Here is a 24,297-nt window from a genome sequence, read left to right on the forward strand (position 1 = left end):
AAATGAATATAAAGGTTGATGCGAGCGAATTGACAGGTAATATGTCTCGTTGAATCTGTAAAATGCTACCCAACTCAGCACTTAGCTTGTTTTTTGAACAAAAATGTTATTAGACAAGTACTTTAATAAGTGTTGGGTTGAATTTTTACCTCAATGGAGAATATTGAAAACATGACTTACGCGCCTGTATCAGACGTATTGAAAGGTCAGCTAGCAGTAGACAGCGAAGTGACTGTTCGTGGCTGGATCCGTTCACGTCGTGATTCCAAAGCTGGAATCTCTTTCCTTGCCATATATGACGGCTCTTGTTTCGACCCGATTCAGGCCGTGGTCCCAAATAATCTTAATAATTACGAAGACGAAGTACTAAAGCTAACGACTGGCTGCTCTGTTGAAGTAACTGGTAAGATTGTTGAATCTCCTGCAAAGGGCCAAGACTTCGAACTTGCTGCCACTGGCGTTAAAGTGGTTGGTTGGGTTGAAGACGCAGAAACTTACCCGATGGCAAAAACTCGTCACTCTATTGAGTACCTACGTGAAGTTGCGCACCTACGTCCGCGCACAAACGTAATCGGTGCGGTAGCACGTGTACGTAACTGCCTATCTCAAGCGATCCACCGCTTCTACCACGAGCAAGGTTACTTCTGGGTATCTGCGCCGTTGATCACTGCCTCAGATGCTGAAGGCGCTGGTGAAATGTTCCGTGTATCTACGCTAGATATGGAAAACCTGCCTCGTACAGACGCTGGCAAAGTAGACTACAACGAAGACTTCTTCGGTAAAGAAACTTTCCTTACGGTATCTGGTCAGCTAAACGCGGAAGCTTACGCTTGTGCACTAAGCAAGGTTTACACTTTCGGCCCTACTTTCCGTGCTGAAAACTCAAACACAAGCCGCCACCTAGCAGAGTTCTGGATGGTTGAGCCTGAAGTTGCGTTTGCAGAACTGGACGACGTTGCGAAACTGGCTGAAGACATGCTTAAGTACGTATTCAAAGCAGTACTTGAAGAGCGTCGCGATGACCTTGAGTTCTTTGCTCAGCGCATCGACAAAGAAGCCGTTAGCCGTCTAGAGAACTTTGTTTCTTCTGACTTCGCACAAGTTGACTACACTGACGCGATCCAAATCCTGTTGGATTCTGGCCGTGAGTTCGAATTCCCAGTTGAGTGGGGTATCGATATGTCATCTGAGCACGAGCGTTTCCTAGCGGAAGAGCACTTCAAAGCGCCGGTAATCGTTAAGAACTACCCGAAAGACATCAAAGCATTCTACATGCGTATGAACGATGATGGTAAGACGGTAGCGGCAATGGACGTTCTAGCACCTGGCATCGGTGAAATCATCGGTGGTTCTCAGCGTGAAGAGCGTCTAGACGTACTTGATGCACGTATGCGCGAAATGGGTATCGACCCTGAGCACATGAGCTGGTACCGCGACTTGCGTCGTTACGGCACAGTGCCACACGCAGGCTTTGGTCTAGGCTTTGAGCGTCTAGTATCTTACGTAACAGGCATGGGCAACGTTCGTGACGTGATTCCATTCCCACGTACGCCTCGCTCTGCGAACTTCTAATCACTTTTTAGTGAGACAGAATTAGAAAAGACCTCCCTAGTGGAGGTCTTTTATTTTGTGCTCAACCGTCAATACCATCTGCTAAGTAACTCAAGCTTGAGTTAGTCTTCTTCCTTGTCTCTGTCCGCTTTTTCAGCATACTTTACGCCCACAATACATAAGCCAAACATTACGAAAGGGATCACGGCCGCGGTGTACTCTGTCCATGCCATATGAGAGAAAGACTTCGCCAAAATGAGATGCGCAAATACCAGTAAAAACGCACTAAAAATAGCAACGGCGATTAACCTTAACTCATGTTTAACCAACTGCTTTTTCATCTTAAATCCTGCTTAATCGTCCAAGGTCTGTCGACCTGAATAATGATTGAAGCATAATTTTCAAAAATGGCGCTGATACAGTTGGAGCAAAAAAACACTAAGCAGTTTAATGAGTTTCAATTCTGAGTAATTCGCGAAGCAAATCACCTAACCTTTTGATAGCACGTTCTAAACTCGTTTCTAAAGGAAGCGATGTATTCAGTCTTAAATAGTTTTCGTATTGATCACTTATCGAAAAGAGTTTGCCATAAGCGACAGTAACCTGCTCAGACAATAGTGCTTGATATACCGCTTTACTTGATATTCCATCTGGCAATTTCAGCCAAAGAAAGTAACCACCATCAGGACGTTGATAGGTAACCTCTTTAGGTATGTGCTTTGCAAGTAAATCCACGAAGTCAGCTTGACGTTGTTGCAGTGTCTTACGCAGCTTTCTCAGGTGGTTGTCGTAACTGTCGTTTTGTAAGTAATGTGCAACCCCCTGCTGAATAGGGGCACTCCCAGACAATGTCGATATTAACTGGAGCTTTTGAATAGTCTCGTTAAAACGCTTATTCACCACCCAACCCAAGCGATATCCAGGGCATAAACTCTTAGAAAAAGAACCACAATGAAGGACACGCTCTTGCTCATCAAAGGTCTTCAATGAGTTCGGCCTTTTGTCAGAAAAATACAGCTCAGAGTACACATCGTCTTCGATGAGATACACATCATATCGATTGGCTAACTCAACAATGTATCGTTTGTGTTCATCAGACAAAGAAGCTCCGGTTGGATTATGAAAGTTCGTCATTAACCAACAAGCCCGAACGTCTTCATTGGCAAAGGCTGCTTCGATTTGCTCAAGCGAATGCCCACTCTCATCATCGACACTGATTTCTATAGCCTTGAGCCCCAACCGTTCTACTGCTTGAAGTGCGCCATAAAACGTTGGGGATTCGACAACGACGGTATCACCTGGTCGGGTGACCGCTTGCAAACTCAAGTTTAATGCTTCTAGCGCACCGGAAGTAATAACCACATCATCATGGGTTAGTGATATCCCATGATGAATATACCTCTGAGCGACGAGTCGCCTTAACGACTCAGCACCAGGAGGTAGGTTGTCTAGCAACTTATCCGGCCCCATTTTTCGTCCCGAGCTGGCCAAATTACGGTTAAGCGACTCCAAAGGAAACAAACACGGATCCGGAAACGCCGAGCCTAAATGAACAACATCCGATGTTGCTTGGTGCTTCAAAAACGAATACAACTCATCATTCAACTTAGTGCATGGCGTATTGTTGCTTTTAATTCCATTCGTATTGGTGAGACGTTCAAGATCGGCAGTCACATAGTAACCAGATTGAGGCTTTGCTATCACCCAACCTTGCGCCTCTAGCAATTGATAGGCTTGTAATACCGTACCTGCACTTACGGAATGATTGCGGCTGGTGACGCGTATTGAAGGCAGCTTCTCCCCTGCTCTCCAAGTATCTTGCTGAATTTGTGCCTTAAACAATTCGGCCAATTGACGGTATCGATTCATGTATCCCTCATTTCACTTGCAGCCGCACCATAGCATACTTCGCGCCAGCATTCTGATATGGCAGTAGTCAATTTAGCAACGTAATTTATCAAGCTTGTTAATAGCAATTTCGACGACGAAGTGAGAATTTATGTTCCATACTTTTACTGATACGTCCGAGTGGTCTTAAATCTTTGCCTTGTCCGAAAAGCAAGGCATTCCACAGAGCTGAGAGTGTTAAGTCCACTTAGACATCTATCTTTTAAGCCGGGAGGAAGCGATGAAAGTATTTACAATGGACGATCTCTCTTATCGCGGGAAACATAAAGGTGTACATAGCTGGGATCATCCTGGCGGCACAACCCCTTATTACTGGCATCCTGATTGGTTGCATATCGCTGAAGATGCTTTGGGTGAGCACAAAAAGGCTGACCTTGAAGTCCCTGACGGAGAGGCCGCAACAGAAGAGCATGCAAAAGCGGCGATTCTCAAACACTTGAATGACGAGTAGTTTAGGCTCTATCACCGTTCAAGAATAGCGTTAGGTAGGCGAATCCATCGTCGTATGCTTTAAACGCAGATAAAGCCAAAACCTGCCAAATAATAAATTCTTCTGAATGAGAAGTACGCATCGTCTGTAGCTATCGAATGACAAAATAAGTCGATAGTTATCACATTAATTTTCATTACATCTGTTACATTTAGATAGTAATGGTGATGCACACCTCAACTCATGGATTATGAGAGAAAACAATAATGGCGAAATACAACGAAGAAGACATTAAATACAAAGGTGAATCCAACGGCGTACATTCTTGGAGTTCACCTTCCGGCCAACCTTATTACTGGCACCCAGATTGGCTACACGTAGCGGAAGATGCGACGGGTACACACCCGAAACAAAAGCTCGACGTCGAAAAAGCGGAAGTCCCAACAGAGAAGCACGCGTTAAAAGCAATCTTAAAGCATATGAACGACTGGGCGACTGAGAAACTTTCTTCTAATCCAGACATCGAAACCAATGCGGTTGAGTCTGAAATCGATCTGAAGAAATAACATCAATCGGCCTCTATACGTCTTACAAGCAAACGCTCCACCTTTAGTGGGGCGTTTTTGTCTCAACTAGTAATCGCCACTCCACGTAAATCACTAACGCAAAGCACTAAAGTCAAACGATTGGCACGTGAACAAAACTTCATCAACCATGGTATAAATCCCCTTCAAACTCTGTGCCTACCAAACGTTTTCATGGCAAAAACTTTAGTTATGTTAGAATTCTGTTTCAAATCGCAACTTTTTTAGGTTTTCTTTTCAGTAACGGTTGTAACCAATATTGCTGAAAGGTATAAATGTTAGCACACCCCTTCGATTAACATGGATGAAGATTATGTTTGAAAAAGTAGTTGCCGCTCCGGCTGACCCTATTCTTGGCCTTACTGAAGAGTTTAAAAAAGATACTCGCGCAGACAAAATTAACCTTGGCGTAGGTATTTACAAAAACGAGCAAGGCGAAACCCCCGTTCTTGCAACAGTAAAGAAAGCTGAAGCAGCGCTTGTTGAAACTGAAAAAACCAAATCTTACCTAACTATCGAAGGCACAGCTGAGTACGGCATTGCAGTACAAAAACTGCTTTTCGGCTCTGATGCAGAAATTGTAAACGAAAAACGCGCTAAAACAGCTCAAGCTCCCGGTGGTACTGGTGCATTACGTGTTGCTGGTGAGTTCATTAAACGCCAACTTGGCGATGTAAAAATCTGGATCAGCAACCCTACTTGGGCAAACCACAACGGCGTATTTACTGCCGCTGGTATCGAAACGGCACAATACAGCTACTACAACGCAGAAACAAAAGACAAAGACTTCGATGCAATGCTAAACGATCTGCAATCTGCATCTGAAGGTGACATCGTGCTTCTACACGGCTGCTGCCACAACCCTACTGGTATCGATCCAACTGCTGAAGAATGGGAAACATTGGCGAAACTTGTCGCAGAGAAGAAATTGCTTCCTCTATTTGACTTCGCATACCAAGGCTTTGCTAAAGGCGTGGAAGAGGATGCGGCGGGTCTTCGTACTTTTGCTAAGTACAACAAAGAAATCCTAGTCGCGAGCTCGTTCTCGAAAAACTTTGGCCTTTACAACGAACGCGTTGGTGCCTTCACGTTAGTAGCGGAATCAGAAGAAGTCGCAACAACCGCATTTTCGCAAGTTAAAGCCATTATTCGCTCTATCTACTCTAACCCACCTGCGCACGGCAGCGCTGTCGTGACTCACATTCTTGGCAACGCCGAAATGCGTGCGGAATGGGAAGCTGAAGTAGCAGAAATGCGTGACCGTATCCAAGAGATGCGTGAACTATTTGTAGCGACACTAAAATCAGAAGGTGTGGACGCAGACTTTAGCTTCATCGAACGTCAAAATGGTATGTTCTCTTTCTCTGGCCTATCTAAAGAGCAAGTAAACCGTCTGAAAGAAGAGTTCGGTATTTACATCGTCGGTTCAGGCCGAATCAGTGTTGCTGGTATGACGAAGTCAAATATGGGTCCTCTATGTAAAGGCATTGCAGCGGTTTTATAATCGATAGTCGCATACTTTATTAAAAGGAAAGGTCAGCATAAGCTGACCTTTTTTATTTATTGCCAATAAATGAACCAGTCCGCTAGTAGACAAACTTCAAACTCAGCCCCACTTCATTGACATAATCAGAGCTCTCACCGCTGTAATCGGTATCTCTAAACTGATAAAAAAGACCAGTACCAATAACATCATGCCATTGGTAGTTAAAACCTATCTTAAAATTGTTCTCATCTACGATATCACTGCGGTTAACTTCCACCTCGGCCGTCGCAATAAGTTTTTCACTGAATAAGTAATTCACCCCAACGGTGACGGCTTGAAGCAGTTCACTATCTGAAGATAACGTATTATCCGTTTTATCGTCCGTCGCTTTCGCTTTGATTGCACCTATTCCATATTTACCGTAGATATCGATTTGATCCGTAATCCCATAACGATAACCACCACCAAACAACAAACGGTCAATGCGAAGAGTAAAGTCGTCCGGATGGAAAAACTGCGCCGAGTAATCGACATTAAACAACCAGTTCTCAGTAAATAAGTAATTACCACCGAGTCCAATTGTGGTCGCGTTCGAATTATCTAACCACTCTTCATTTGTGGTTCCGGCACCCACATCCAAGTGAATGTGTTCATACCCAAATTTTTCTGCTTGGTCCATGACCGCCGCGCTAGTTACTGCTGGCAAAGCAGCTAAAGACGCAAGCAATAAACTTCTCACCATTCGACTTCCTTTCATGAGAATTATTTAAACACTGCCCCCAAATCACCTTGAGTGGCTTAGTTCAACAAAAATAACTTAGTTTACAGACGCGGTAACGATTTGAAATCTGCTATGCCTCTAAATCAAGCATTGGCCCAAAATATATCGACCACGTCCGCTCACCTTTTAAGTGACTATATAGTAGTAGAAATGCCGATTCCTTATCGTGCGATATGTCAGAATCTTATGACTGAGTACGAAAATCACGGTTCAGATAAGACTCTGTTTTAAAACTAAGTTAAGATTACTTTATTATTTGCGAACTAAAAGGCACCTTCGATGGATGCAGAACTTCTCGAGATTTATAACTTTCTCGCCAAGTACCCCCCGTTCAATGAACTCCCTGAAGAAACACTAAACAAGGTGACAGAGAGCGTCGAGATCTCGTACTACCGAGAAGATACCCCAATCATCCATTTTGGAGACTATATCCAAGATCTCTACGTGGTGCGAAGCGGTGTCGTAGAAGTTTATCGACGTAAAGGAGAGCTTTATAACCGTCTTGATGAAGGTGACCTCTTTGGTCAAATGGGAATGCTAACCAACAACAAAGTACGCTTTCCAGTAAAAGCCATTGAAGATACTCTGCTCTATTGTATTCCTGGTGACGTTTTCCAAGAGATATACGACAACTTTGATTCCTTTGCAGACTTTGTCGAAGTGGAAAATAGTGCTCGTTTACGCCAAGCCATTTCAGAAAACAAAGATGCCAATGACCTGACGACATCGAAAGTGAAAACCTTGCTGACTGGCGATGCTCATACGATTGATCGTGGTCAAACAATCCAGCAAGCCGCGCAGCAGATGGCGAATGACAACGTATCTGCTCTACTTATCGTCGATCCAGATTTCGTTCGTGACGAAGATGACCCACAGTCTCCGGTACTTGGTATTATTACTGACCGTGACTTGTGTACCCGTGTGTTAGCCGAAGGCTTGTCTCCACAGGACGATGTATCAAGTGTGATGACCACTGAAGTCATGTCTCTTGATCACAATGCCTACATCTATGAAGCAATGTTAACCATGCTGCGTTACAACGTGCACCATCTGCCTGTGGTTAAAAACCAATTGCCTATTGGTATTATCGAAACAACCGACATTGTTCGTTATGAATCACAAAACTCGCTCTTATTGGTGAGTAGCATTTTCCAACAACAGACTATCGAAGATTTGGCAGTTGTTGCTGAAGAAGTAAAAAGCAGCTTTGTACGCCTGGTCAACGAAGATGCCAACTCACACATGGTGGGCAGTGCGATGTCCGTGATTGGTCGAAGCTTCAAACAGCGTCTGTTAGAAATGGCTGAAGAAGAGCTTGGCCCACCACCAATTCCTTATTGTTTCCTTGCACTTGGCTCAATGGGACGTGATGAGCAACTGTTGGTGACTGACCAAGATAACGCCATCATTCTAGATGAGACCTACCAAGAAGAGAAACATGGTAAGTACTTCGAAGCTTTAGCAAAATACGTCAGTGATGGATTAGATGCCTGTGGCTACAAGTATTGTACGGGCGATATTATGGCAACCAACCCATTATGGCGCATGACTCGTTCAGAGTGGGAAGAGTGCTTCGCTGACTGGATTGATAACCCGAACCCGAAAGCGCTACTCAACGCGTCCATCTTTTTCGATTTGGATGGCGTTTACGGTCGCTTAAAATGGGCAGAACAATTAACCAGCTTTATTGTTCGTCGTGCGCGTAAAAACAATCGCTTCTTAGCCTGTCTGGCTCGCAACGCACTTAACCGAACGCCGCCACTTGGCTTCTTTAAAGACTTTGTGATGGAGAAAGATGGCAGACACAACAACTCCATCAACCTCAAACGTCGTGGTACGGCTCCTCTGGTCGACTTAATTCGCGTTCACTCTCTGGCGGTTGGCTCACGCGCACAGAATTCGTTTGAGCGTCTCGACGACATCATTGATGCTGGCATTTTGCCAAAAGGTCGTGCACAAGACTTAAAAGACGCACTAGAGTTTATTTCCATGGTGCGTATTCGTCACCAAGCGACGGACGTGGAATTAGGCATTGACCCAGATAACAATATCGAACCAGAAAATCTCTCTGAATTTGAACGTCGCAACCTAAAAGATGCTTTCCAAATCCTAAGCAATGGGCAGAACTTCCTTAAGTTCCGCTACCAAGCGAATAAGAGCTTTAAGTGAGGTTGAACATGATCAAAAAGCTCTTTCAGAAGCCAACCATTCAGTGGCCAACGAAATTTGAACAAAAGTTGGAGATGGCTAAAGATGAGAATTTAATTGCGTTTTATAGCAATAAACCACCTGCACCAGAGACCCCCCTGTCTGAGGTGGAGTTCGTCGCGCTAGATTTCGAAACGACGGGGTTGAACCCCGAAAAACATGACATCATTACCATTGGTTTAGTGCCGTTTAACTTGAAGCGGATTTTTTTGCGCAATTCGCGTCATTGGAAAGTTCGCCCGCAGCGAGCACTCGATGAAGACTCAGTAATCATACATGGTATTACTCACAGTGAATTGATCGATGCACCTGACTTGGGTGACATCTTAAGCGAGCTACTACCATGCTTAAGCGGAAAAATCATTGTTGTGCATTATCGTCGTATCGAGAGAGAATTTCTGGATAAAGCACTCAAAAGCCGTTTAGGGGAAGGAATTGAATTTCCAGTGATAGATACGCTGCATCTTGAAGAAACCATTCAACAGAAACGCTCTGGCTCACTCTGGGAGCGTTTAAAAGGGAAAAAGCCAGAATCGGTTCGGCTAGCGCAATCTCGACGCCGTTATGGTCTGCCAGACTATACCCCTCACCATGCATTAACCGATGCAATTGCTACGGCAGAACTGCTACAAGCGCAAATCGCCCATCATTATAGCGAAGAGCAACCGATCAGTGAGTTCTGGCTATAACGTCTTTCTAGCTTAATAAGCGATCAAAAAAGGAGCCAAATGGCTCCTTTTTATTTAGGTCGGTACCCGATTACAGCTTAAAGCGTTGAATCTCTTGCTCTAATTCGTGTGAAAGCTCAGATAGGTGGGCAGCTTGTTCTGCTGCTTGATGAGCTTCTACCGACAGCTCGTTAGAAACGTCACGAATGCCTTCAGTATTACGCGTGATCTCGGTTGTTACCGATGCTTGCTCTTCTGCCGCCGATGCAATCTGCGTTGCCATGTCACTGATGCGCTCAACAGCAGTATGGATTTGCGTCAAGCTCGCTGCTGCCGCGTTTGCATCATCAACACTGGTGTCAGCCAGACGACGGCTATCACCCATGATGCCAACCGCTTTCGCTGTTGTGCCCTGTAGCATCTCGATAGTTTCTTGAATCTCTTGCGTTGAAGCATGAGTACGTTGGCTCAATACGCGAACTTCATCCGCAACCACAGCAAAGCCACGACCTTGTTCACCTGCACGTGCCGCTTCAATTGCCGCGTTAAGTGCAAGTAGATTAGTTTGCTCAGCAATACCTTGAATCGTTGATAGAATCGTATTGATGCTATTTCCGTGTGCTTCTAGCTCTTGAATCACATCAGTGGCGACTTGAACTTCTTGCGCCAAGTTCTGGATAGAACCTTGCGTCTGAGTCACTTGGCTAGAACCGTGTGAACAAGCTTGAACCGCTTCCTCTGAGTTACTTGCCGTGCTATCTGCATTACCTGCAATTTCTTGTGTCGCTGCTGCCATTTCGTTCACAGCCGTCGCCACCATGTTGATCTCATCTTGCTGGTAAGAGATACGCTGACTACGCTCTTCAGCTTGCTGTGCCGTCGTGCGTGCTTGCTCTGAAAGCGCAGATGATACGTGGCTAAGCTTGGTCACCATCGTGTGCATGTTGCCAACAAAGCGGTTGAAGTTTTCAGCCAGTTTACCGACTTCATCATCACTGCGTGGTTCTAGTCGTTGCGTTAAGTCACCTTCACCAGATGCAATTTCCTCAAGTGCATTTGATACGCGGCTCAAGTCACGGAACAAGAAACCAACCAACCAAGATACCGCAAGAATAACCACAATGGTGATCATCACTGCAGTGATCAATAGGTCACGTAACAATACCGCATGCCCAGCTTCTTCCGTTGCGCGATCCATTTCAATCGCGAACATCCAATGCGTGCCAGGTACTTTATTAAAGTAGTAAAGCTTCTCTTTGCCTTTGATTACCGTATCTTCGATACGACCTTCATCTGCAGCGCGCTCGATTGCATCTTCTGAAAAGTCTTTTAGAACACTGGTGATAGGCTTAAGCGTTAAGCTTTTATCTGGATGCGCTAGGAACGTACCTTCGTTCATATCGATTAACATCGCATGCGCATTTTCACCTGCATCTAGGTTAATCACGTCGCTGATAAGCTGATCGATCAGTACATCTGCACCAACAACACCAACAAACTGACCATTTTTCATTACTGGCTCAGCAATGGTTACAAGCAGCGCGTTAGTGATTGCATCTTGATATGCAGCTGTGATGATCTGCTTACCTGCGGCGTTAGCATCTTTGTACCAAGGACGAGTACGAGGGTCGTAATCAGCACGGTTACGCTCAGGGTGAGAGCGATACATATCACCGTTTGGTGTACCAAGGAAGATGTCATCAAAGCCACCAGCCTTGCGAGCTTGTTGTAGGAAAGGGACAACGTCTTGCTCTGTCGAGTAGTCGTTGAATGCGGTAGCAATATCTTTACGGATATTGACCCAATCAGAAATTCCTTCTGACGCAGTAGTACTTAGACTTTGCGCACGTGAATAGACACCTGAACGAGTCTGATCAAATAATTGACCAGCCGACAACCAAGTAAGTGCTGTTGCCATCACAACAACAGCAGAAAGGCTTGCGCCAATAAGCTTTTGTTTTAATGATAATTTCATATTTATAGTTTTTGAGTTGGGAGAACAGTTAAGGTGTGTGAATATTACACACTTTTTCACGACTATTCACTAATTTTTAAAAAACAAAATAGCACATTAACTCTTTGTAAAATATGAACTTTCATGTGTCATTTTTTTGTCTCACCGTCATAAAAACCGCACAAAAAAAGCCAGCAAAATGCTGGCCTTTTGATTACTTGTTACTCAGACAGATTTATAAAATGCCTGAGTTATTGACGTTCTGTTCTCATACCCATCAATAAGCTCACACACATTGCAAGAAGAATGAAGGTAAACGGTAGTGCTGTAGAAATTGCACCTGCCTGAAGCGCTTGAACCGCTTCTGAGCCACCAATCCACAGTAGAGCAACCGCAATTGCACCTTCCATAAATGCCCAGAAAACACGTTGAAGTACAGGAGCGTCGACTTTACCGCCCGCTGTGATGCTGTCGATAACAAGTGAACCAGAGTCAGAAGACGTGATAAAGAACACAAGTACCAACACAACAGCAATGATTGAAAGCATGCTACCAAATGGAAGAACATCGAACATTTGGAACATAGCAAGTGAAACGTCAGTCAAACCATTCGTGCCCAACTCACCTACTTTATCAACAACTTGCTCGATCGCTAGACCACCAAATACTGACATCCAAACAACCGTAACAGCGGTTGGAACCAGTAGAACGGCTGTAATGAATTCACGAACGGTACGACCGCGAGAAACACGCGCAATGAACATACCTACGAATGGTGACCATGAAATCCACCAAGCCCAGTAGAATACTGTCCAGCCTTGGAACCATGCTTCATCTGTACGACCAAACGGGTTACTTAGCGGAATAATATTCTCTACGTATGCCATAAGTGTGGTTGGAATCGAGCCTAAACTCGCCGCCCAACCGATAAGACCAACAAGAATCAGTAGCAAGAACGCCACAACCATGTTGATGTTACTAATGACTTTAACGCCACCATCAATACCACGTACCACTGAAACAACAGCAAGCAAAGTTACAACGGTAATGACGACGATTTGTAGGCCAAGGCCTGGCTCAACACCAAATACGTGATGAATACCACTTGCCGCTTGTTGTGCACCTAAGCCCAGTGACGTTGCAAGACCAAACAAAGTCGCAAGAACGGCCAAGATATCCACGATATGACCAGCCCAGCCCCACGCGCGATCACCCAGAAGCGGGTAGAAGATCGAGCGCATAGACAGCGGTAAACCTTTGTTGTAGGCAAAGAATGCTAAAGAAAGTGCTACAACACCGTAAATTGCCCATGGGTGAAGACCCCAGTGGAACATCGTCGCACCCAGTGCCAATCTCGCTGCTTCTGGTGTATTTGCTTCAACACCGAGTGGCGTCTCATACCAACCAGTGAAGTAAGCGACAGGCTCTGCGACACTCCAGAACATTAAACCGATACCCATACCAGCCGCAAATAGCATTGCAAGCCATGACATGAACGAGTAATCGGCAACAGCGTCTTTACCACCTAAGCGGATTTTACCCATTGGCGAAACGATAAGTGCCAAACAGAAAATAACGAAAATATTACCTGCAATAATGAACAACCAATCGAATGAACCAATGATCTTCCATTTCAGCCCATCAAGTGCCGTCTTTGCGGTATGTGCATCTAGAACTAATGCAGCGACAAGAAACAGCGCAATTAAACCTGCACTAATACCAAAAACTGGGTTATGAACATCAAAACCCCATTTTTGAACGTTGTCTTGACCTACCGTATAGTCGGTACTATCGATACTGTACTTATCTATACCCTTTGTCATCGTTCCTCTCTATTTTTGTACTGTTTTTACGTACCAAACAAAAAAATCTTTCGAACACGATACGTTTTACATTCCGTGAAGGCGCAAGATCCTATCATTTGACACGTTTTTGTCTATCTTTTTGCTATGAAAAAATCCAATAACTTACTTTTCACTCAGCAATTTCCGCCTTTAAAAGGATAAACCACTACCGCAATAGTTAGACCACAAACATTTATTGCTATAATAATTTTAGGTCTTCTTATTTTGTCTACACGACGCGACAAAATGAAATTGGAGACACTACTTAAAATTGTAGTGGTAATTTTTGATTCCACCCCTTTAAATAAGGGCGCATTTAAGTTAGTGTCGCCTCGATAAATGTTCCCTACAGACTGGATGAATAAATTGGAAAAGTACGAAGAAGTATTGGTCTCGATTCGTCAGATCATCCGCGCTATTGATTTACATTCTAAAAAGCTGAGCAAAGAGTCTGGATTGACCGCTCCACAGTTGATTTTGATGCGTGCTATCAATGAGTTAGATAACGTAACGATTAAACAGTTGTCTAGCCACACTAACATGAGCCAAGCGACCGCAACGACCATTCTAGATAGACTAGAACGAGGCCAGTTTGTTGAGCGTCAACGCAGTGTTCAAGACAAGCGTAAAGTGCATGCTGTACTTACGAGCAAAGGCCAAGAAGCCCTAAAGCAAGCACCAACGCCATTGCAGGAACACTTCATTAATCGATTCCAAAAATTGGAAGAATGGGAGCAGTCTCTGCTGCTATCTTCCGTTCAACGCATCTCAACAATGATGAATGCAGAGGATATCGATGTCGCTCCAATGCTCGAGCTTGGCAGCATTACAAAAGTCGATTAATTTCGCTCTCACGTGCTCGCTTTTTGCGGGCACTACTCTCCTACTCCGTTAACCCTGTTTCAAACGCATATTTCGCTAGCTCCGCCGTCGAATGTAAATCCAACTTGTGCTTAATGTTGTGGCGATGCGTCTCTACCGTTCGGTAGCTAATGTTAAGTAGTGTGGCGATTTTCTTACTGCTGTTTCCTTGAGCGACTAATTTAAGCACCGCTTCTTCCCTGCGGCTAAGTGGATTCGTTTTTTGAGTGACTGGCACCACCTCTTGGGTAAAAAGCGTTTGTGTGACAGACTCGCAGAAATACGTTGAACCTTGATTCACCGTTTTTATTGCTTGCACCATTTTCTCGGCCGAGATTTCCTTGAGCATGTACCCTACTGCGCCAGCTTGCATGACCTTCATGATGTATTCACGGTTATCGTGCATGGTCAGCATAAGTATTTTGCTCTCTGGTCGCTCTTCTTTAATTACCCCTGTCGCTTCAATACCGTTCATTATCGGCATGCTAATGTCCATCAAGATGACATCAGGCTGAAGGTGCTTTGCGACTTCAATCGCTTCCAGCCCATTGCTTGCCGTACCGACCACTTCAATGTCAGGCTCTAACTCCAAGCGAGCCATGAAGCCATCTAAGACCACTTGATGATCATCAACAATCACCACACTAATCGGTTTATCCATAAACTAATTCATCCAAATTAAGCAGCACGGTAATCTCTGTTCCTAAACCAAGCTCACTCATCAGTTCAAACTCACCACCAATGAACTCTACACGCTCTTGCATGTTCCTTAACCCAATCCCTTGTTGGTGCACTGCTTGGTTAACCACAAAGCCAACACCGTCGTCACGTATGAGTAATTGCAGCATATTGCCCATTTTTTGCAAAGTAACCGTCACTTTTTTCGCTCTTGCGTGTTTTTCGATGTTGTTCAAAGACTCTTGAGCAACACGATACAAGGTCGTCGCGACTTCCGACGTCAGTTTGTACTGCTGAGTATCAAAATTACTTTCTATATCAATCCCAGAGTGAGAGTGAAAGTCTTGCAGTAAAGTGGTCAGTGCCGCCTCTAAGCCGATATCATCAAGGGCGCTAGGGCGAAGTTGATGAGAAATATGCCTTACTTCATTTATCGCGGTGACTAATGAGCGTTGCGATTTGTCTAAGTGGGACTTGAGTTTTTCGTCTTCCAGTCTATGACTCATTAAATCCAAATGACATTTACTAGAAACTAACAACTGGTTGATTCCATCATGCAACTCTCTCGCTAGATGCTTTTTCTCATCCTCTTGAAACATGACGGTTTTATGTGCCAACTCTTTAAGGTTTTTATCGGCAAGACGGTGTTCATGCAAATTGATCGCTAAAGTGAGAACGATAATTACAGCAACGGTCACCGCTAAGATCACGACGACCGAGAAAAAAGTCGTTTCGATATTTTTGTTCACCGCAGCACGCATATTGGCAACTTCTTGGCTGACGTCCTCAATATAGAGCCCTGTCCCTATCATCCATTCCCACTTATCGAGCCATGCGGCGTAGCTAAGCTTTGGGACGACTTCACCCGTAGATGGCTTTTGCCACAGGTACTGATGAAATCCGCCACCTGATTGAGCTTGATACAACAAAGCTTCAATTAGACGATCGCCATTCTCGTCTTCAAGATAGAGTAAGTTCTCCCCGACTAGCTCTGGAAGAACAGGATGTACAAGGTTGGTGCCGTATTTATCGTAAGCAAAAAAGTAGCCGTCTGCTCCGTAGCTTAAACGGTTTAGAATCGCTTTCACGCGTGTTTTAGCAACGCTCTCTTCTAAGGTTGGATCGTTGTAGATATAAGAAATGGAGTCAAAGGCGACGTCGACCGTGTCTTTGAGCGCCGCCTCTTTTGATTGGATCAGGTTTTGATGAAAGATCTCTACCTCTCTTTTGCCAAGAGTCTTGGTTTGATAGATAGAAATCCAACTGATACTCGCTGACACCAATACCACGGGTATCAATGTCAGCAGAATTAACTTTGCTTTGAGAGGCATCCCTTTCCTCCATGAAACGCTGCTTTACAGCTCACTATCTTAGCAGCACAAATAACTCGACTTCGTCCGCCTAGACATAAATAGCAGCTTAACAACTTGCCTCAAAAGGTAAAAACTCTCAGTTCACAAAATCTCTTTTATTATCGAGTGATCAACTCATGCCATAAAAGCTAGGGAAGAACAGCAAAGAAGCCAACACGACAATTTGAATCGCGATAAACGGCATCACACCTTTGTAAATATCTCGCGTAGTGACACCTGCTGGTGCGACGCCTTTTAGATAGAACAAACTAAAACCAAATGGCGGTGTTAGGAATGATGTCTGTAAGTTCATTGCGATAAGAATCGCAAACCACGTCATGTTGATACCCATCAACTCAGCGACCGGCGCAATAATTGGCACGATGATAAAACAGATTTCAACGAAGTCGATAAAGAAGCCTAAAATCAGAATCACCACCATGGTAATGATGAGAAAGCCCCACTTTTCTCCAGGCAATTCTAACATCCACTCTTCGACTAGATAATCACCGCCGGTGTAGGTAAATGCCATTGAGAAGGCGGTTGCCCCTAGCAAAATAGCAAAGACCATTGCGGTTACTTTAACGGTTTCTTTCGATGCATCATAAATCATCGACCAACTAAACTGCTTATACAGTAACGACAGAACTATCGCACCAGCGCCGCCCAGAGCCGCTGACTCTGTTGGCGTTGCAATCCCAGCAAAGATTGAGCCCAATACCACAATGATCAGTGCTAGTGGCGGTAAAACGGCTTTCAGCGCGGTGAACACTTCTTGCTTTCGACTGATCGACTCATCACGCTCTATCGCCTGTGCGGCTTGAGGGTTCAACTTTGCGTAAATAAGAATGTAGATCACATAGGCGCCAACAAGTGTAATACCGGGCCAAATCGCAGCTTGGAATAAGTCCCCGACCGGAACGCCGAGTACATCCCCTAACAAGATCAACACGATAGAAGGCGGGATAATTTGTCCCAAGGTACCAGACGCACAAATAGTCCCGCACGCCAAGCCTTTGTCGTAATTGTATTTAAGCATCACAGGCAATGAGATCAACCCCATAGCAACAACCGATGCGCCGACTACGCCCGTTGACGCGGCAAGTAATGCGCCAACTAAGACTGTCGAAATAGCAATACCACCACGGACGCCGCCAAACAGACGTCCCATTGACTCAAGCAGTTGCTCTGCAAGCTTCGTCTTCTGAAGTACTAGTCCCATGAAGACAAACAATGGTACGGCCATTAGCACCGTATTTTCCATAATGGATTGAATACGATATGGCATGAAAGCAAACATCTCGATGCCTTCAGCCCAAACACCAAAAATCAGTGCAATACCGCCAAAAGTAAAGGCAACGGGGAATCCCAATAAAAGCGCAAAGAGCGCGACAAAAAACATCACTATACCGATCATAATGACTTCCTTTTACGACTTACCGTTATTACCGGCATAGATAAGATGAGGGTTAACAATCTTGTTGATCGAATGCAGCAGCAGTCCAATGCCACTAACTGCCATAAAGAAAAATGACAGCGGAATCATCGCTTTGATGATCCAACGATATGGCAATCCGCCTGGATCACCAGACGTCTCGCCTAGCGCGTAACTTTCTTTGGCGAAATCGATACCAAACCAAGCCACCACTAGGCAAAAAGGGAATAAGAAAAATAGCGTGCCTATGATGTCGATGATGGATTGTGCTTTGTAAGATAAGCGTTCATAAAAAATGTCGACGCGAACATGGCCACCAGACTTAATCGCGTAAGGCACACCAAGCAGAAATACGGCGGAGAATAGATGCCATTCCATTTCTTGGAATGCAATGGATACATCGTTGAATACATATCGCATCACAACGTCGTAAACCACATTCACCAACAATAAAATAAACAGGATGCTGGACAACCATCCGAGAAAATCGCTAAAGCGGTTAAATAATCGCTCAATATAAATAAGACTTCTCATTCCGAACTCCGTGGAACGTTTGGATACGCTCCGCTATGGTGCGGAGCATTCATTATGAAGTTTTCTTGGGCTTCGTTCGCAGGCTAAACCTCTCGGCGTCGCCTGCGTCATAACGTTATTGTTGAGCTTGACTGTTTAAGTAAGCTCGGTGTGAAATGTCTGACCAAGGTCGAACTTGATTCATGTAGTTCGCTTGCGACTCTTGAATCTCTTTCGCCAAAGCATCTTTTTCTGCGTGCTCTTTCAACAAACGATCGTTTGCTTCTCGCAACGCAGCCACTACTTCAGGCGGGAAGTCTTTGACTTCAACATTTGGGTATTCAGATTTGATAGATGCCCAGTTTTTGCCACTTTCGTGTTTCGATTGCGTGTACATATCGTAAGCGGCGGTTTTCATTGCTACTTGTAAAATCGCTTTTAGATCATCAGGTAGACGGTTCCAAGTACGCTTATTAACAAGGAACTGAAGCTCAGTTGCTGGCTCATGCCAACCTGTGTAGTAGTATGGCGCGATTTTGTGGAAGCCCATGCGCAAGTCCAATGATGGACCAACCCACTCCAAGGCATCAATTGTGCGACGCTCTAGAGAGGTATATAGTTCACCAGGGGCGATATTCGTTGGTTTTGCACCTAGCTCTGCCAAGATCTCACCAGCAAAACCTGGGATACGCATTTTCAAACCCTGCAAATCCTCGACGGACTTGATCTCTTTCTGGAACCACCCGCCCATCTGAGTATCGGTATTACCGCCAGGGAAAGACATCAAATTATGTGGAGAGTACACCTTCTCCATCAGCTCCATACCACCGCCGTAGTAAAACCACGCATACTGCTCAGTTGGTAACATACCGAAAGGCATAGAAGTGAAGTAAAGTGTGTTTGGAACCTTGCCCTTCCAGTAGTAAGACGCCGAGTGGCCCATGTCGTATTGGCCAGACTTAACCATATCAAACACCCCAAAAGGCGCTTTGTGCTTGTTTGCGGAATCAATACGGATTTGCAGACGCCCGTTGGACATCTCCTCTGCCATTTTTGCCATGTTTTTTGTCGCATCACCAAAAATCGGGAAGTTAGGTCCCCAAGTTTCAGCAAGCTTTAAACGATAGACTTTTTCAGCAGCATTTGCAGAAGTCACAACGAATGTCATCGCGGCAACGACAGCGGTTGTTTTGAGCACGCGTTTTAAAGATTTTTGGATTAGACTCATCGTTCACGTCCTTTATCACCAAGGTTATTGTTGTCATCCATTTCATTAGGATTGGCTGTATTCGGTATAAAAGATGTAACAATGTTGTCGAATGCGAAATGGGCATGAACACGGAAGCGAGTAATTCATCAATAAGACATTAGCCTTAGGTATTACGTATAACTACGTAGGACAGCTGTTATACAACAAGTTTAACCATCATAAAATTAATGAGTTACTTTTCCCTTAACGATGTAAAAAGAAAAATGATACGTACGTACTTCTCTGCCAAAAAATTTACATAGTATTTAAGAAAATGTGACAAAGCACTTATTGGCAGCGTTAAAATCAATACCTAATGGATTACTTTCAATACGAAGATAAAAAAATACCCCGGCATTGGCCGAGGTATTCAATCTAGAACGGTAGCGGTAATTAAACTGCTTTGTAGATAACTTTGTTACCTGCTAACTGCTCTTTTTGAACTAGGTTTTCTTCAAGAAGCTTCTTCAGTGCGCCAGTAGCCCATGATGCCGCTTTAGTATCTTCTTGACCTGCAGCTAGACCAATGCCTTTAGGGTTAATACCTTCAGCATTTGCTACAACGATGTCTAATACTTGTTGTTGCTTAGGAGTAAGGGCAACATCAACTGTTTTCACTGCAGCTACTTTTTTCTCAGCTACTACTTTCTCCGCAACAGCTTTTTCAGCAACAGAAGGTGCTACTGCTTTTTCGGCAACAGGCTTCACTGCTTTAGGTGCTGCAGCTAAGTTTGCTACTGTCGCTTTAATGCGTTTTTGCAGTTTCATCTGCACTTTACGCTTATGAGCAAGTCTCATTGAATATTTCTCCAGTTCACTGCATCTCAGCAGGGATGAAAATTTGAAGCGCGTTTTATACCAAAATTCACAAGCAATTTGTAGGTTTTAGCGGCGAAACGCGATGAAAAATGCGCTCAAAGCATAGAACGTCTACTATTTAATCAGATATTTTATGAACGGATTTATTGAATACTGGGTATAAAAACAGAGGTTTCTTTTATTTCAAATGCAAGTCAATGCACATTTAGTCATCCACGCATTTTTGATCAAGTATTCGATGAGGTTATAAGCATGGAAACGCTGCACCTAACAAATTCACATTTCAAACCCGACTCCCCTATCAACAGAATACTTTTGTTGCTCGTTGCACTGATAACCCTGTTTTTGGTTGTCATTTCGCCGGGATGGAAGCAAGCCATGTTGTCGGTCATTTTGATGTCTGCAATTGTTGGTTTCGCCATCTTGATGATCAAAAAAAGCCAAGTCACTTTTACGCTGACAGCTTCTCACTTCCAACAACATCTTTTTAAAGGCGGATGGGTCGTCCGATGGCGAAATATTGAGTCAATAGGGATTTGTAGCTACCAGCAGGAAGGGTGGCATCAGCCGCTACCTTGGATTGGTATTCGTCTAAAACACTACTCACCTTATTTGGATTCGATCTGCCCTCGTATAGCGACAGAAATTCTCCTTAGCCAACGCGCACTACTTTATTTAGGTGCGAAGCAGAATCAGTGTGAAGAAAAGTTTGAAGATATGGTGCTTGATCCTAAGCCATACATAAACAGCAACGGGGTTGAGTATAAAGGCTTGCTGGCGATGCTCGCCAACCGTATGAAATATCAAAGAAGATTTTACGGCTACGATCTGTTTATATCAGCCAGTGACCTAGATCGTGAAGCAGAGGATTTTGTGGGACTGACTCGGCGATACTTAGCTGCCGCCGAGCCAGAATAATGCTTAGTACACGCGCTTTTAGTAAAGCGGCATCTCGTCAGCAACGAACGGGTTAGTTTTACGCTCGTGGCCGAAAGTCGATTGAGGGCCGTGACCTGGGACAAACGTGACATCATTGCCTAAAGGCCACAATTTCTCTTTGATAGAGCTAATCAAGGTATTGAAATCACCTTGTGGGAAGTCAGTTCGGCCAATGCTACCGTTAAACAATACGTCACCCACAAACGCCAAGCGCGCTTCTTCACTGTAAAGAACAACGTGGCCAGGAGTATGACCTGGTGTGTGGAATACCTTTAATACTTGATTACCAAACGTGACAGCGTCACCCTCATTTAACCATTGATGCGGTTCAAAGGCTTCAGTCAATGGGAAACCAAACATTTGGCTTTGACCTTCTAGACCTTGTAGCCAAAAATTATCCGCTTTATGAGGACCAATGATCTCAATACCACCAAGCATTGCAGCCAGCGGCTCTGTTCCGCCAACATGATCTAGATGACCATGAGTTAGCACCAAGTTGACGATCTCGATGCCAAGCTCTTTAATGAGCATAGCAAGTTGCTTTTCGTCACCGCCTGGGTCAATAACGATGCCTTTCATCGTTTCATCACACCACACGATAGAACAGTTTTGAGAAAAAGATGTCACTGGGACAACTTGGTATTTCAGAGCCATAGAAAACCTATTACCAAACAAATTTGCGTTAAAACTGGCGCAACTATGACACTAACCCCATGCGACTTCAAGACCTGCTGAGGCTTGCTATTGACTTACCAAGAACGCACAGCACCTGTATCGATATGGACAAAGTTACTACTTGGATAATACCCAACACCACCAGCTTTCAAGCTAATTGCTGCATCGCGTACAGTAGACAATTTCACTCCATCAAGACGGAAGTCTATGGCCTTACCTTCCATGTGAAGACTTTTCTTTGCCACTCCGCTAGCCCCTTTGCGCAGGGACGCATTGGTCAAAGGCGAACGGTAACCAGAAATTACAATGACTTCTGCATCTGTACCGATCAGCTTTTGAATCTGGCTGATTTGATCGAACAAGCGTCGATCCATCGGATGAACTTCGTTTCGACGGTAATCACGACAAAACTCATTCAGCTTTTCTAGTTCATCATCAAGATAGCGTTTACCATCGAAATAGCATGTTTCGAGGAGCTCTCCAGTATTAAGGTTGTTCATCGCCAACTCACGTGGCTCGTCAGGGAATGAAGCCCATGAAATCGATGGCAAGGCAGATGCCAAAACCACGCCACCAGCGGTCATTTTAAGGAAATCTCGGCGGGAAAAATTACGACTTACCATTTCAAAAAACAATGCTCAACAACTAAACAAGTCGCGGACATTACCCAAACACATTTGTCACGTCAAACGCATAAATCGCTCCACCCTAATTTTAAGACGTGGCGATTAACGCTTAATTATTGAACAAACAGAAGATTCTTAGTTTTGTAAATTTTACTTAAAGATTTCAACTACGGTGATCGTATTTATAGATATCATCTCGGTAGTAAAGTGTTCCCTCTTCTAGCCATGCGGTTTGATAAATAATGTGCACTTGGATGCGTTCTCCTAAAGGGACCGACGTGTTAGAGCGACGCGTACTTTCCCGTTTTTTCGCTAGGCGTTCTTCTAATCCCTGAGTTTTGAATAAGAGCTCCGCCAGTTGGTCGGCATGTTCAACGCGGACACACCCGGAACTGAATGCGCGTCTATCTCGTTCGAACAAGTTTTTACTTGGCGTATCATGCAAATAGATAGCTTGGGGGTTTGGCATATTAAACTTATACAATCCCAATGCATTGTGTAAGCCCGATGCCTGTCGCATACGATAAGGAAATGTTCTCGGATTCACTGTCGCCCAATTGATGGTTGTAGGGTCAATAATTTCGTTTGAAGTCCAAGACCGGATGATTTGAATATTGTGGTTAATCAAATACATCGGATTACGTTTCACTTTAGGAATGATGTCTTTCACCATTATGGTCCATGGCACATTCCATGTGGGGTTGAGAATGACGGAGTCAAGAGTCCCCGACATGATTGGTGTTTTTCTTGAGGCTCTGCCAACCACAACTTTAGACTCGAACAGCGGTTGACCATCGTGCCAATACGTTACTTCGTATCCAGGTACATTTACAAAGACAACATTATCTCTGTCTTTGGACCAAATCCTTGAACGTTCTGAGTTCAGCGCCAATAGATGCAATCGTTCTTGAGGAGAAAAGTTGATCCACCGAATGGTATTCGGGCCAATCACCCCATCCTCTTTCAAGCCATGAATACGCTGAAACTCTTTCACAGCTAACTCTAATTCTTCATCATACTGTTGGGTCGTGATATCTAAATACGATACATCCACACCGACCACTTCCATACGCTCAATCAGAAGCGGTTTATTTTCTAATTGGTCACCGACACGGGCAAGGCCCGCTTGTTCATAGATTGGATATTGATACTGAGCGTGCTCGGATAAAGAGGAGTAAGCGGAATAAAAAGCTTCGTCCGTTTGTAAAGGAGAGCGAAGGCTTGCTAAGAATTGACCAAGTTTGCCAACCGTAATTTCGTTACTCAGTACGGACAAAGTATCGATGCTAGGAGCAGGTAAAATCACGTGGGCTTTGTTAGCAAATAACCAGTTGATGCCTTCTTCAGGGAGCTGCTCGAGATAACTGAGATACATCAACAGTGAATCTGTCATCACCAAATCAAAGTCGAGGTTATCTCCCTGCCATCGAACTTGGTTTATACGATGGAGTTGATTCTCGAATTCGTCCGTGACGCCTGCAAGAGCAACCAGGTTTACTTGAAAAAGAAACTGCTCAATATCGCTTTCATTTTCCCAGTTCAAACGGTAATTGGTACTTTGATAAAGCTGGTCAATCACCTCTGGATAATGGATCATTTTTTCGACAGACAGCTTTTGTACCGCTCCCTCTTGCTCTGTTTGTGCAGAAGCTTCGAGAGAAACGACGGTAGAAAAGCTGAAAAACGGCACCATAAGTGCCGTCATGATTAAAACCCTAGCAAACACTGAAACGATC

At 44.3% G+C, this 24,297-nt stretch carries 22 protein-coding genes; 8 read left to right on the forward strand and 14 right to left on the reverse strand.

Translation table 11 applies throughout. The features are described from left to right. The first annotated feature begins 171 nt into the window (after positions 1-171). On the forward strand, positions 172-1,572 hold the full coding sequence (gene asnS, locus ACHFJ9_RS16990; protein WP_046876186.1) for an asparagine--tRNA ligase: 1,401 nt from the start codon (positions 172-174) through the stop codon (positions 1,570-1,572). A gap of 101 nt (positions 1,573-1,673) precedes the next feature. Here asnS and ACHFJ9_RS16995 read toward each other — a convergent pair whose 3' ends face one another. Together ACHFJ9_RS16995 and ACHFJ9_RS17000 are read right to left on the reverse strand one after the other, a co-directional pair. Continuing rightward, complete coding sequence (locus tag ACHFJ9_RS16995) at positions 1,674-1,892, reverse strand: hypothetical protein (protein WP_012841649.1); 219 nt, start codon at positions 1,890-1,892, stop codon at positions 1,674-1,676. A 106-nt stretch (positions 1,893-1,998) separates the two neighbouring features. After that, complete coding sequence (locus ACHFJ9_RS17000; protein ID WP_395217395.1) at positions 1,999-3,420, reverse strand: PLP-dependent aminotransferase family protein; 1,422 nt, start codon at positions 3,418-3,420, stop codon at positions 1,999-2,001. A 259-nt stretch (positions 3,421-3,679) separates the two neighbouring features. On the opposite strand from ACHFJ9_RS17000, the gene ACHFJ9_RS17005 reads away from it, so the two are divergent. The 3 genes from ACHFJ9_RS17005 (at position 3,680) to ACHFJ9_RS17015 (ending at position 5,977) form a co-directional block, all read left to right on the forward strand. Then, positions 3,680-3,910 carry a hypothetical protein gene (locus ACHFJ9_RS17005; protein WP_005396877.1) on the forward strand — a complete coding sequence of 77 codons (231 nt, stop codon included), beginning with the start codon at positions 3,680-3,682 and terminating at the stop codon, positions 3,908-3,910. A 245-nt stretch (positions 3,911-4,155) separates the two neighbouring features. Next, complete coding sequence (locus ACHFJ9_RS17010; RefSeq protein WP_074191498.1) at positions 4,156-4,455, forward strand: hypothetical protein; 300 nt, start codon at positions 4,156-4,158, stop codon at positions 4,453-4,455. Between the two features lie 331 nt (positions 4,456-4,786). Next, complete coding sequence (locus ACHFJ9_RS17015) at positions 4,787-5,977, forward strand: amino acid aminotransferase (protein WP_012841647.1); 1,191 nt, start codon at positions 4,787-4,789, stop codon at positions 5,975-5,977. Between the two features lie 82 nt (positions 5,978-6,059). On the opposite strand, the gene ACHFJ9_RS17020 is transcribed toward ACHFJ9_RS17015, so the two are convergent. Continuing rightward, positions 6,060-6,701, reverse strand: coding sequence for a porin family protein (locus ACHFJ9_RS17020; protein ID WP_301948729.1), 642 nt, complete (start codon positions 6,699-6,701; stop codon positions 6,060-6,062). A gap of 318 nt (positions 6,702-7,019) precedes the next feature. On the opposite strand from ACHFJ9_RS17020, the gene ACHFJ9_RS17025 reads away from it, so the two are divergent. Continuing rightward, positions 7,020-8,909, forward strand: coding sequence for a DUF294 nucleotidyltransferase-like domain-containing protein (locus ACHFJ9_RS17025; protein WP_005396868.1), 1,890 nt, complete (start codon positions 7,020-7,022; stop codon positions 8,907-8,909). Positions 8,910-8,917: 8 nt separating this feature from the next. After that, positions 8,918-9,637, forward strand: a complete 720-nt coding sequence (locus tag ACHFJ9_RS17030; RefSeq protein WP_080955984.1) for a 3'-5' exonuclease — start codon at positions 8,918-8,920, stop codon at positions 9,635-9,637. A gap of 70 nt (positions 9,638-9,707) precedes the next feature. On the opposite strand, the gene ACHFJ9_RS17035 is transcribed toward ACHFJ9_RS17030, so the two are convergent. Together ACHFJ9_RS17035 and ACHFJ9_RS17040 are read right to left on the reverse strand one after the other, a co-directional pair. Then, a complete protein-coding gene (locus ACHFJ9_RS17035) occupies positions 9,708-11,591 on the reverse strand; it encodes a methyl-accepting chemotaxis protein (protein ID WP_114323220.1) in 1,884 nt (627 codons plus the stop codon). Positions 11,592-11,821: 230 nt separating this feature from the next. Further along, the gene (locus tag ACHFJ9_RS17040) at positions 11,822-13,393 is read right to left on the reverse strand and encodes a BCCT family transporter (protein ID WP_005394723.1); all 1,572 of its coding nucleotides are present in this window, start codon (positions 13,391-13,393) and stop codon (positions 11,822-11,824) included. Positions 13,394-13,780: 387 nt separating this feature from the next. Here ACHFJ9_RS17040 and ACHFJ9_RS17045 point away from each other — a divergent pair, with 387 nt between their 5' ends. Then, positions 13,781-14,257: a MarR family winged helix-turn-helix transcriptional regulator gene (locus ACHFJ9_RS17045; RefSeq protein WP_031780419.1), complete on the forward strand. Its 477-nt coding sequence runs from the start codon at positions 13,781-13,783 to the stop codon at positions 14,255-14,257. 40 nt (positions 14,258-14,297) lie between these two features. On the opposite strand, the gene ACHFJ9_RS17050 is transcribed toward ACHFJ9_RS17045, so the two are convergent. The 6 genes from ACHFJ9_RS17050 to ACHFJ9_RS17075 form a co-directional block, all read right to left on the reverse strand. Continuing rightward, positions 14,298-14,936 (reverse strand): response regulator transcription factor, encoded by a 639-nt coding sequence (locus tag ACHFJ9_RS17050; RefSeq protein ID WP_161442258.1) that lies wholly within the window; start codon positions 14,934-14,936, stop codon positions 14,298-14,300. After that, complete coding sequence (locus ACHFJ9_RS17055) at positions 14,929-16,284, reverse strand: cache domain-containing protein (protein ID WP_005394729.1); 1,356 nt, start codon at positions 16,282-16,284, stop codon at positions 14,929-14,931. Before ACHFJ9_RS17055 ends, ACHFJ9_RS17050 begins: the two co-directional genes overlap by 8 nt. Before the next feature lie 151 nt (positions 16,285-16,435). Then, positions 16,436-17,722, reverse strand: coding sequence for a TRAP transporter large permease subunit (locus ACHFJ9_RS17060; protein ID WP_301660260.1), 1,287 nt, complete (start codon positions 17,720-17,722; stop codon positions 16,436-16,438). Between the two features lie 12 nt (positions 17,723-17,734). Further along, positions 17,735-18,274 carry a TRAP transporter small permease subunit gene (locus ACHFJ9_RS17065; RefSeq protein WP_395355645.1) on the reverse strand — a complete coding sequence of 180 codons (540 nt, stop codon included), beginning with the start codon at positions 18,272-18,274 and terminating at the stop codon, positions 17,735-17,737. Positions 18,275-18,389: 115 nt separating this feature from the next. Next, positions 18,390-19,481 carry a TRAP transporter substrate-binding protein gene (locus ACHFJ9_RS17070; RefSeq protein WP_005394734.1) on the reverse strand — a complete coding sequence of 364 codons (1,092 nt, stop codon included), beginning with the start codon at positions 19,479-19,481 and terminating at the stop codon, positions 18,390-18,392. 414 nt (positions 19,482-19,895) lie between these two features. Further along, complete coding sequence (locus ACHFJ9_RS17075; protein ID WP_005394736.1) at positions 19,896-20,300, reverse strand: hypothetical protein; 405 nt, start codon at positions 20,298-20,300, stop codon at positions 19,896-19,898. Between the two features lie 273 nt (positions 20,301-20,573). Here ACHFJ9_RS17075 and ACHFJ9_RS17080 point away from each other — a divergent pair, with 273 nt between their 5' ends. Then, positions 20,574-21,239, forward strand: a complete 666-nt coding sequence (locus ACHFJ9_RS17080) for a DUF2982 domain-containing protein (protein ID WP_301640551.1) — start codon at positions 20,574-20,576, stop codon at positions 21,237-21,239. A gap of 18 nt (positions 21,240-21,257) precedes the next feature. Here the strand turns inward: ACHFJ9_RS17080 and ACHFJ9_RS17085 are convergent, their stop codons facing one another. The 3 genes from ACHFJ9_RS17085 to ACHFJ9_RS17095 all read right to left on the reverse strand — a co-directional run bounded on the left by ACHFJ9_RS17085 (position 21,258) and on the right by ACHFJ9_RS17095 (position 24,266). Continuing rightward, positions 21,258-21,914, reverse strand: coding sequence for an MBL fold metallo-hydrolase (locus tag ACHFJ9_RS17085; RefSeq protein ID WP_301640552.1), 657 nt, complete (start codon positions 21,912-21,914; stop codon positions 21,258-21,260). Between the two features lie 95 nt (positions 21,915-22,009). Beyond that, positions 22,010-22,558 carry a DUF882 domain-containing protein gene (locus tag ACHFJ9_RS17090; protein ID WP_395355649.1) on the reverse strand — a complete coding sequence of 183 codons (549 nt, stop codon included), beginning with the start codon at positions 22,556-22,558 and terminating at the stop codon, positions 22,010-22,012. A gap of 166 nt (positions 22,559-22,724) precedes the next feature. Then, positions 22,725-24,266: a murein L,D-transpeptidase gene (locus ACHFJ9_RS17095; protein WP_171058411.1), complete on the reverse strand. Its 1,542-nt coding sequence runs from the start codon at positions 24,264-24,266 to the stop codon at positions 22,725-22,727. Positions 24,267-24,297 lie beyond the last annotated feature (31 nt).

The sequence above is a fragment of the Vibrio sp. D3 genome, from assembly GCF_043995865.1.
GTDB lineage: Bacteria > Pseudomonadota > Gammaproteobacteria > Enterobacterales > Vibrionaceae > Vibrio > Vibrio diabolicus.

Bases quoted from the DNA above. Each gene is read 5' to 3' on its own strand.
- asnS (WP_046876186.1), top strand. From the start codon at position 172: ATGACTTACGCGCCTGTATCAGACGTATTGAAAGGTCAGCTAGCAGTA.
- ACHFJ9_RS16995 (WP_012841649.1), bottom strand. From the start codon at position 1,892: ATGAAAAAGCAGTTGGTTAAACATGAGTTAAGGTTAATCGCCGTTGCT.
- ACHFJ9_RS17000 (WP_395217395.1), bottom strand. From the start codon at position 3,420: ATGAATCGATACCGTCAATTGGCCGAATTGTTTAAGGCACAAATTCAG.
- ACHFJ9_RS17005 (WP_005396877.1), top strand. From the start codon at position 3,680: ATGAAAGTATTTACAATGGACGATCTCTCTTATCGCGGGAAACATAAA.
- ACHFJ9_RS17010 (WP_074191498.1), top strand. From the start codon at position 4,156: ATGGCGAAATACAACGAAGAAGACATTAAATACAAAGGTGAATCCAAC.
- ACHFJ9_RS17015 (WP_012841647.1), top strand. From the start codon at position 4,787: ATGTTTGAAAAAGTAGTTGCCGCTCCGGCTGACCCTATTCTTGGCCTT.
- ACHFJ9_RS17020 (WP_301948729.1), bottom strand. From the start codon at position 6,701: ATGGTGAGAAGTTTATTGCTTGCGTCTTTAGCTGCTTTGCCAGCAGTA.
- ACHFJ9_RS17025 (WP_005396868.1), top strand. From the start codon at position 7,020: ATGGATGCAGAACTTCTCGAGATTTATAACTTTCTCGCCAAGTACCCC.
- ACHFJ9_RS17030 (WP_080955984.1), top strand. From the start codon at position 8,918: ATGATCAAAAAGCTCTTTCAGAAGCCAACCATTCAGTGGCCAACGAAA.
- ACHFJ9_RS17035 (WP_114323220.1), bottom strand. From the start codon at position 11,591: ATGAAATTATCATTAAAACAAAAGCTTATTGGCGCAAGCCTTTCTGCT.
- ACHFJ9_RS17040 (WP_005394723.1), bottom strand. From the start codon at position 13,393: ATGACAAAGGGTATAGATAAGTACAGTATCGATAGTACCGACTATACG.
- ACHFJ9_RS17050 (WP_161442258.1), bottom strand. From the start codon at position 14,936: ATGGATAAACCGATTAGTGTGGTGATTGTTGATGATCATCAAGTGGTC.
- ACHFJ9_RS17055 (WP_005394729.1), bottom strand. From the start codon at position 16,284: ATGCCTCTCAAAGCAAAGTTAATTCTGCTGACATTGATACCCGTGGTA.
- ACHFJ9_RS17060 (WP_301660260.1), bottom strand. From the start codon at position 17,722: ATGATCGGTATAGTGATGTTTTTTGTCGCGCTCTTTGCGCTTTTATTG.
- ACHFJ9_RS17065 (WP_395355645.1), bottom strand. From the start codon at position 18,274: ATGAGAAGTCTTATTTATATTGAGCGATTATTTAACCGCTTTAGCGAT.
- ACHFJ9_RS17070 (WP_005394734.1), bottom strand. From the start codon at position 19,481: ATGAGTCTAATCCAAAAATCTTTAAAACGCGTGCTCAAAACAACCGCT.
- ACHFJ9_RS17075 (WP_005394736.1), bottom strand. From the start codon at position 20,300: ATGAGACTTGCTCATAAGCGTAAAGTGCAGATGAAACTGCAAAAACGC.
- ACHFJ9_RS17080 (WP_301640551.1), top strand. From the start codon at position 20,574: ATGGAAACGCTGCACCTAACAAATTCACATTTCAAACCCGACTCCCCT.
- ACHFJ9_RS17085 (WP_301640552.1), bottom strand. From the start codon at position 21,914: ATGGCTCTGAAATACCAAGTTGTCCCAGTGACATCTTTTTCTCAAAAC.
- ACHFJ9_RS17090 (WP_395355649.1), bottom strand. From the start codon at position 22,558: ATGGTAAGTCGTAATTTTTCCCGCCGAGATTTCCTTAAAATGACCGCT.
- ACHFJ9_RS17095 (WP_171058411.1), bottom strand. From the start codon at position 24,266: ATGACGGCACTTATGGTGCCGTTTTTCAGCTTTTCTACCGTCGTTTCT.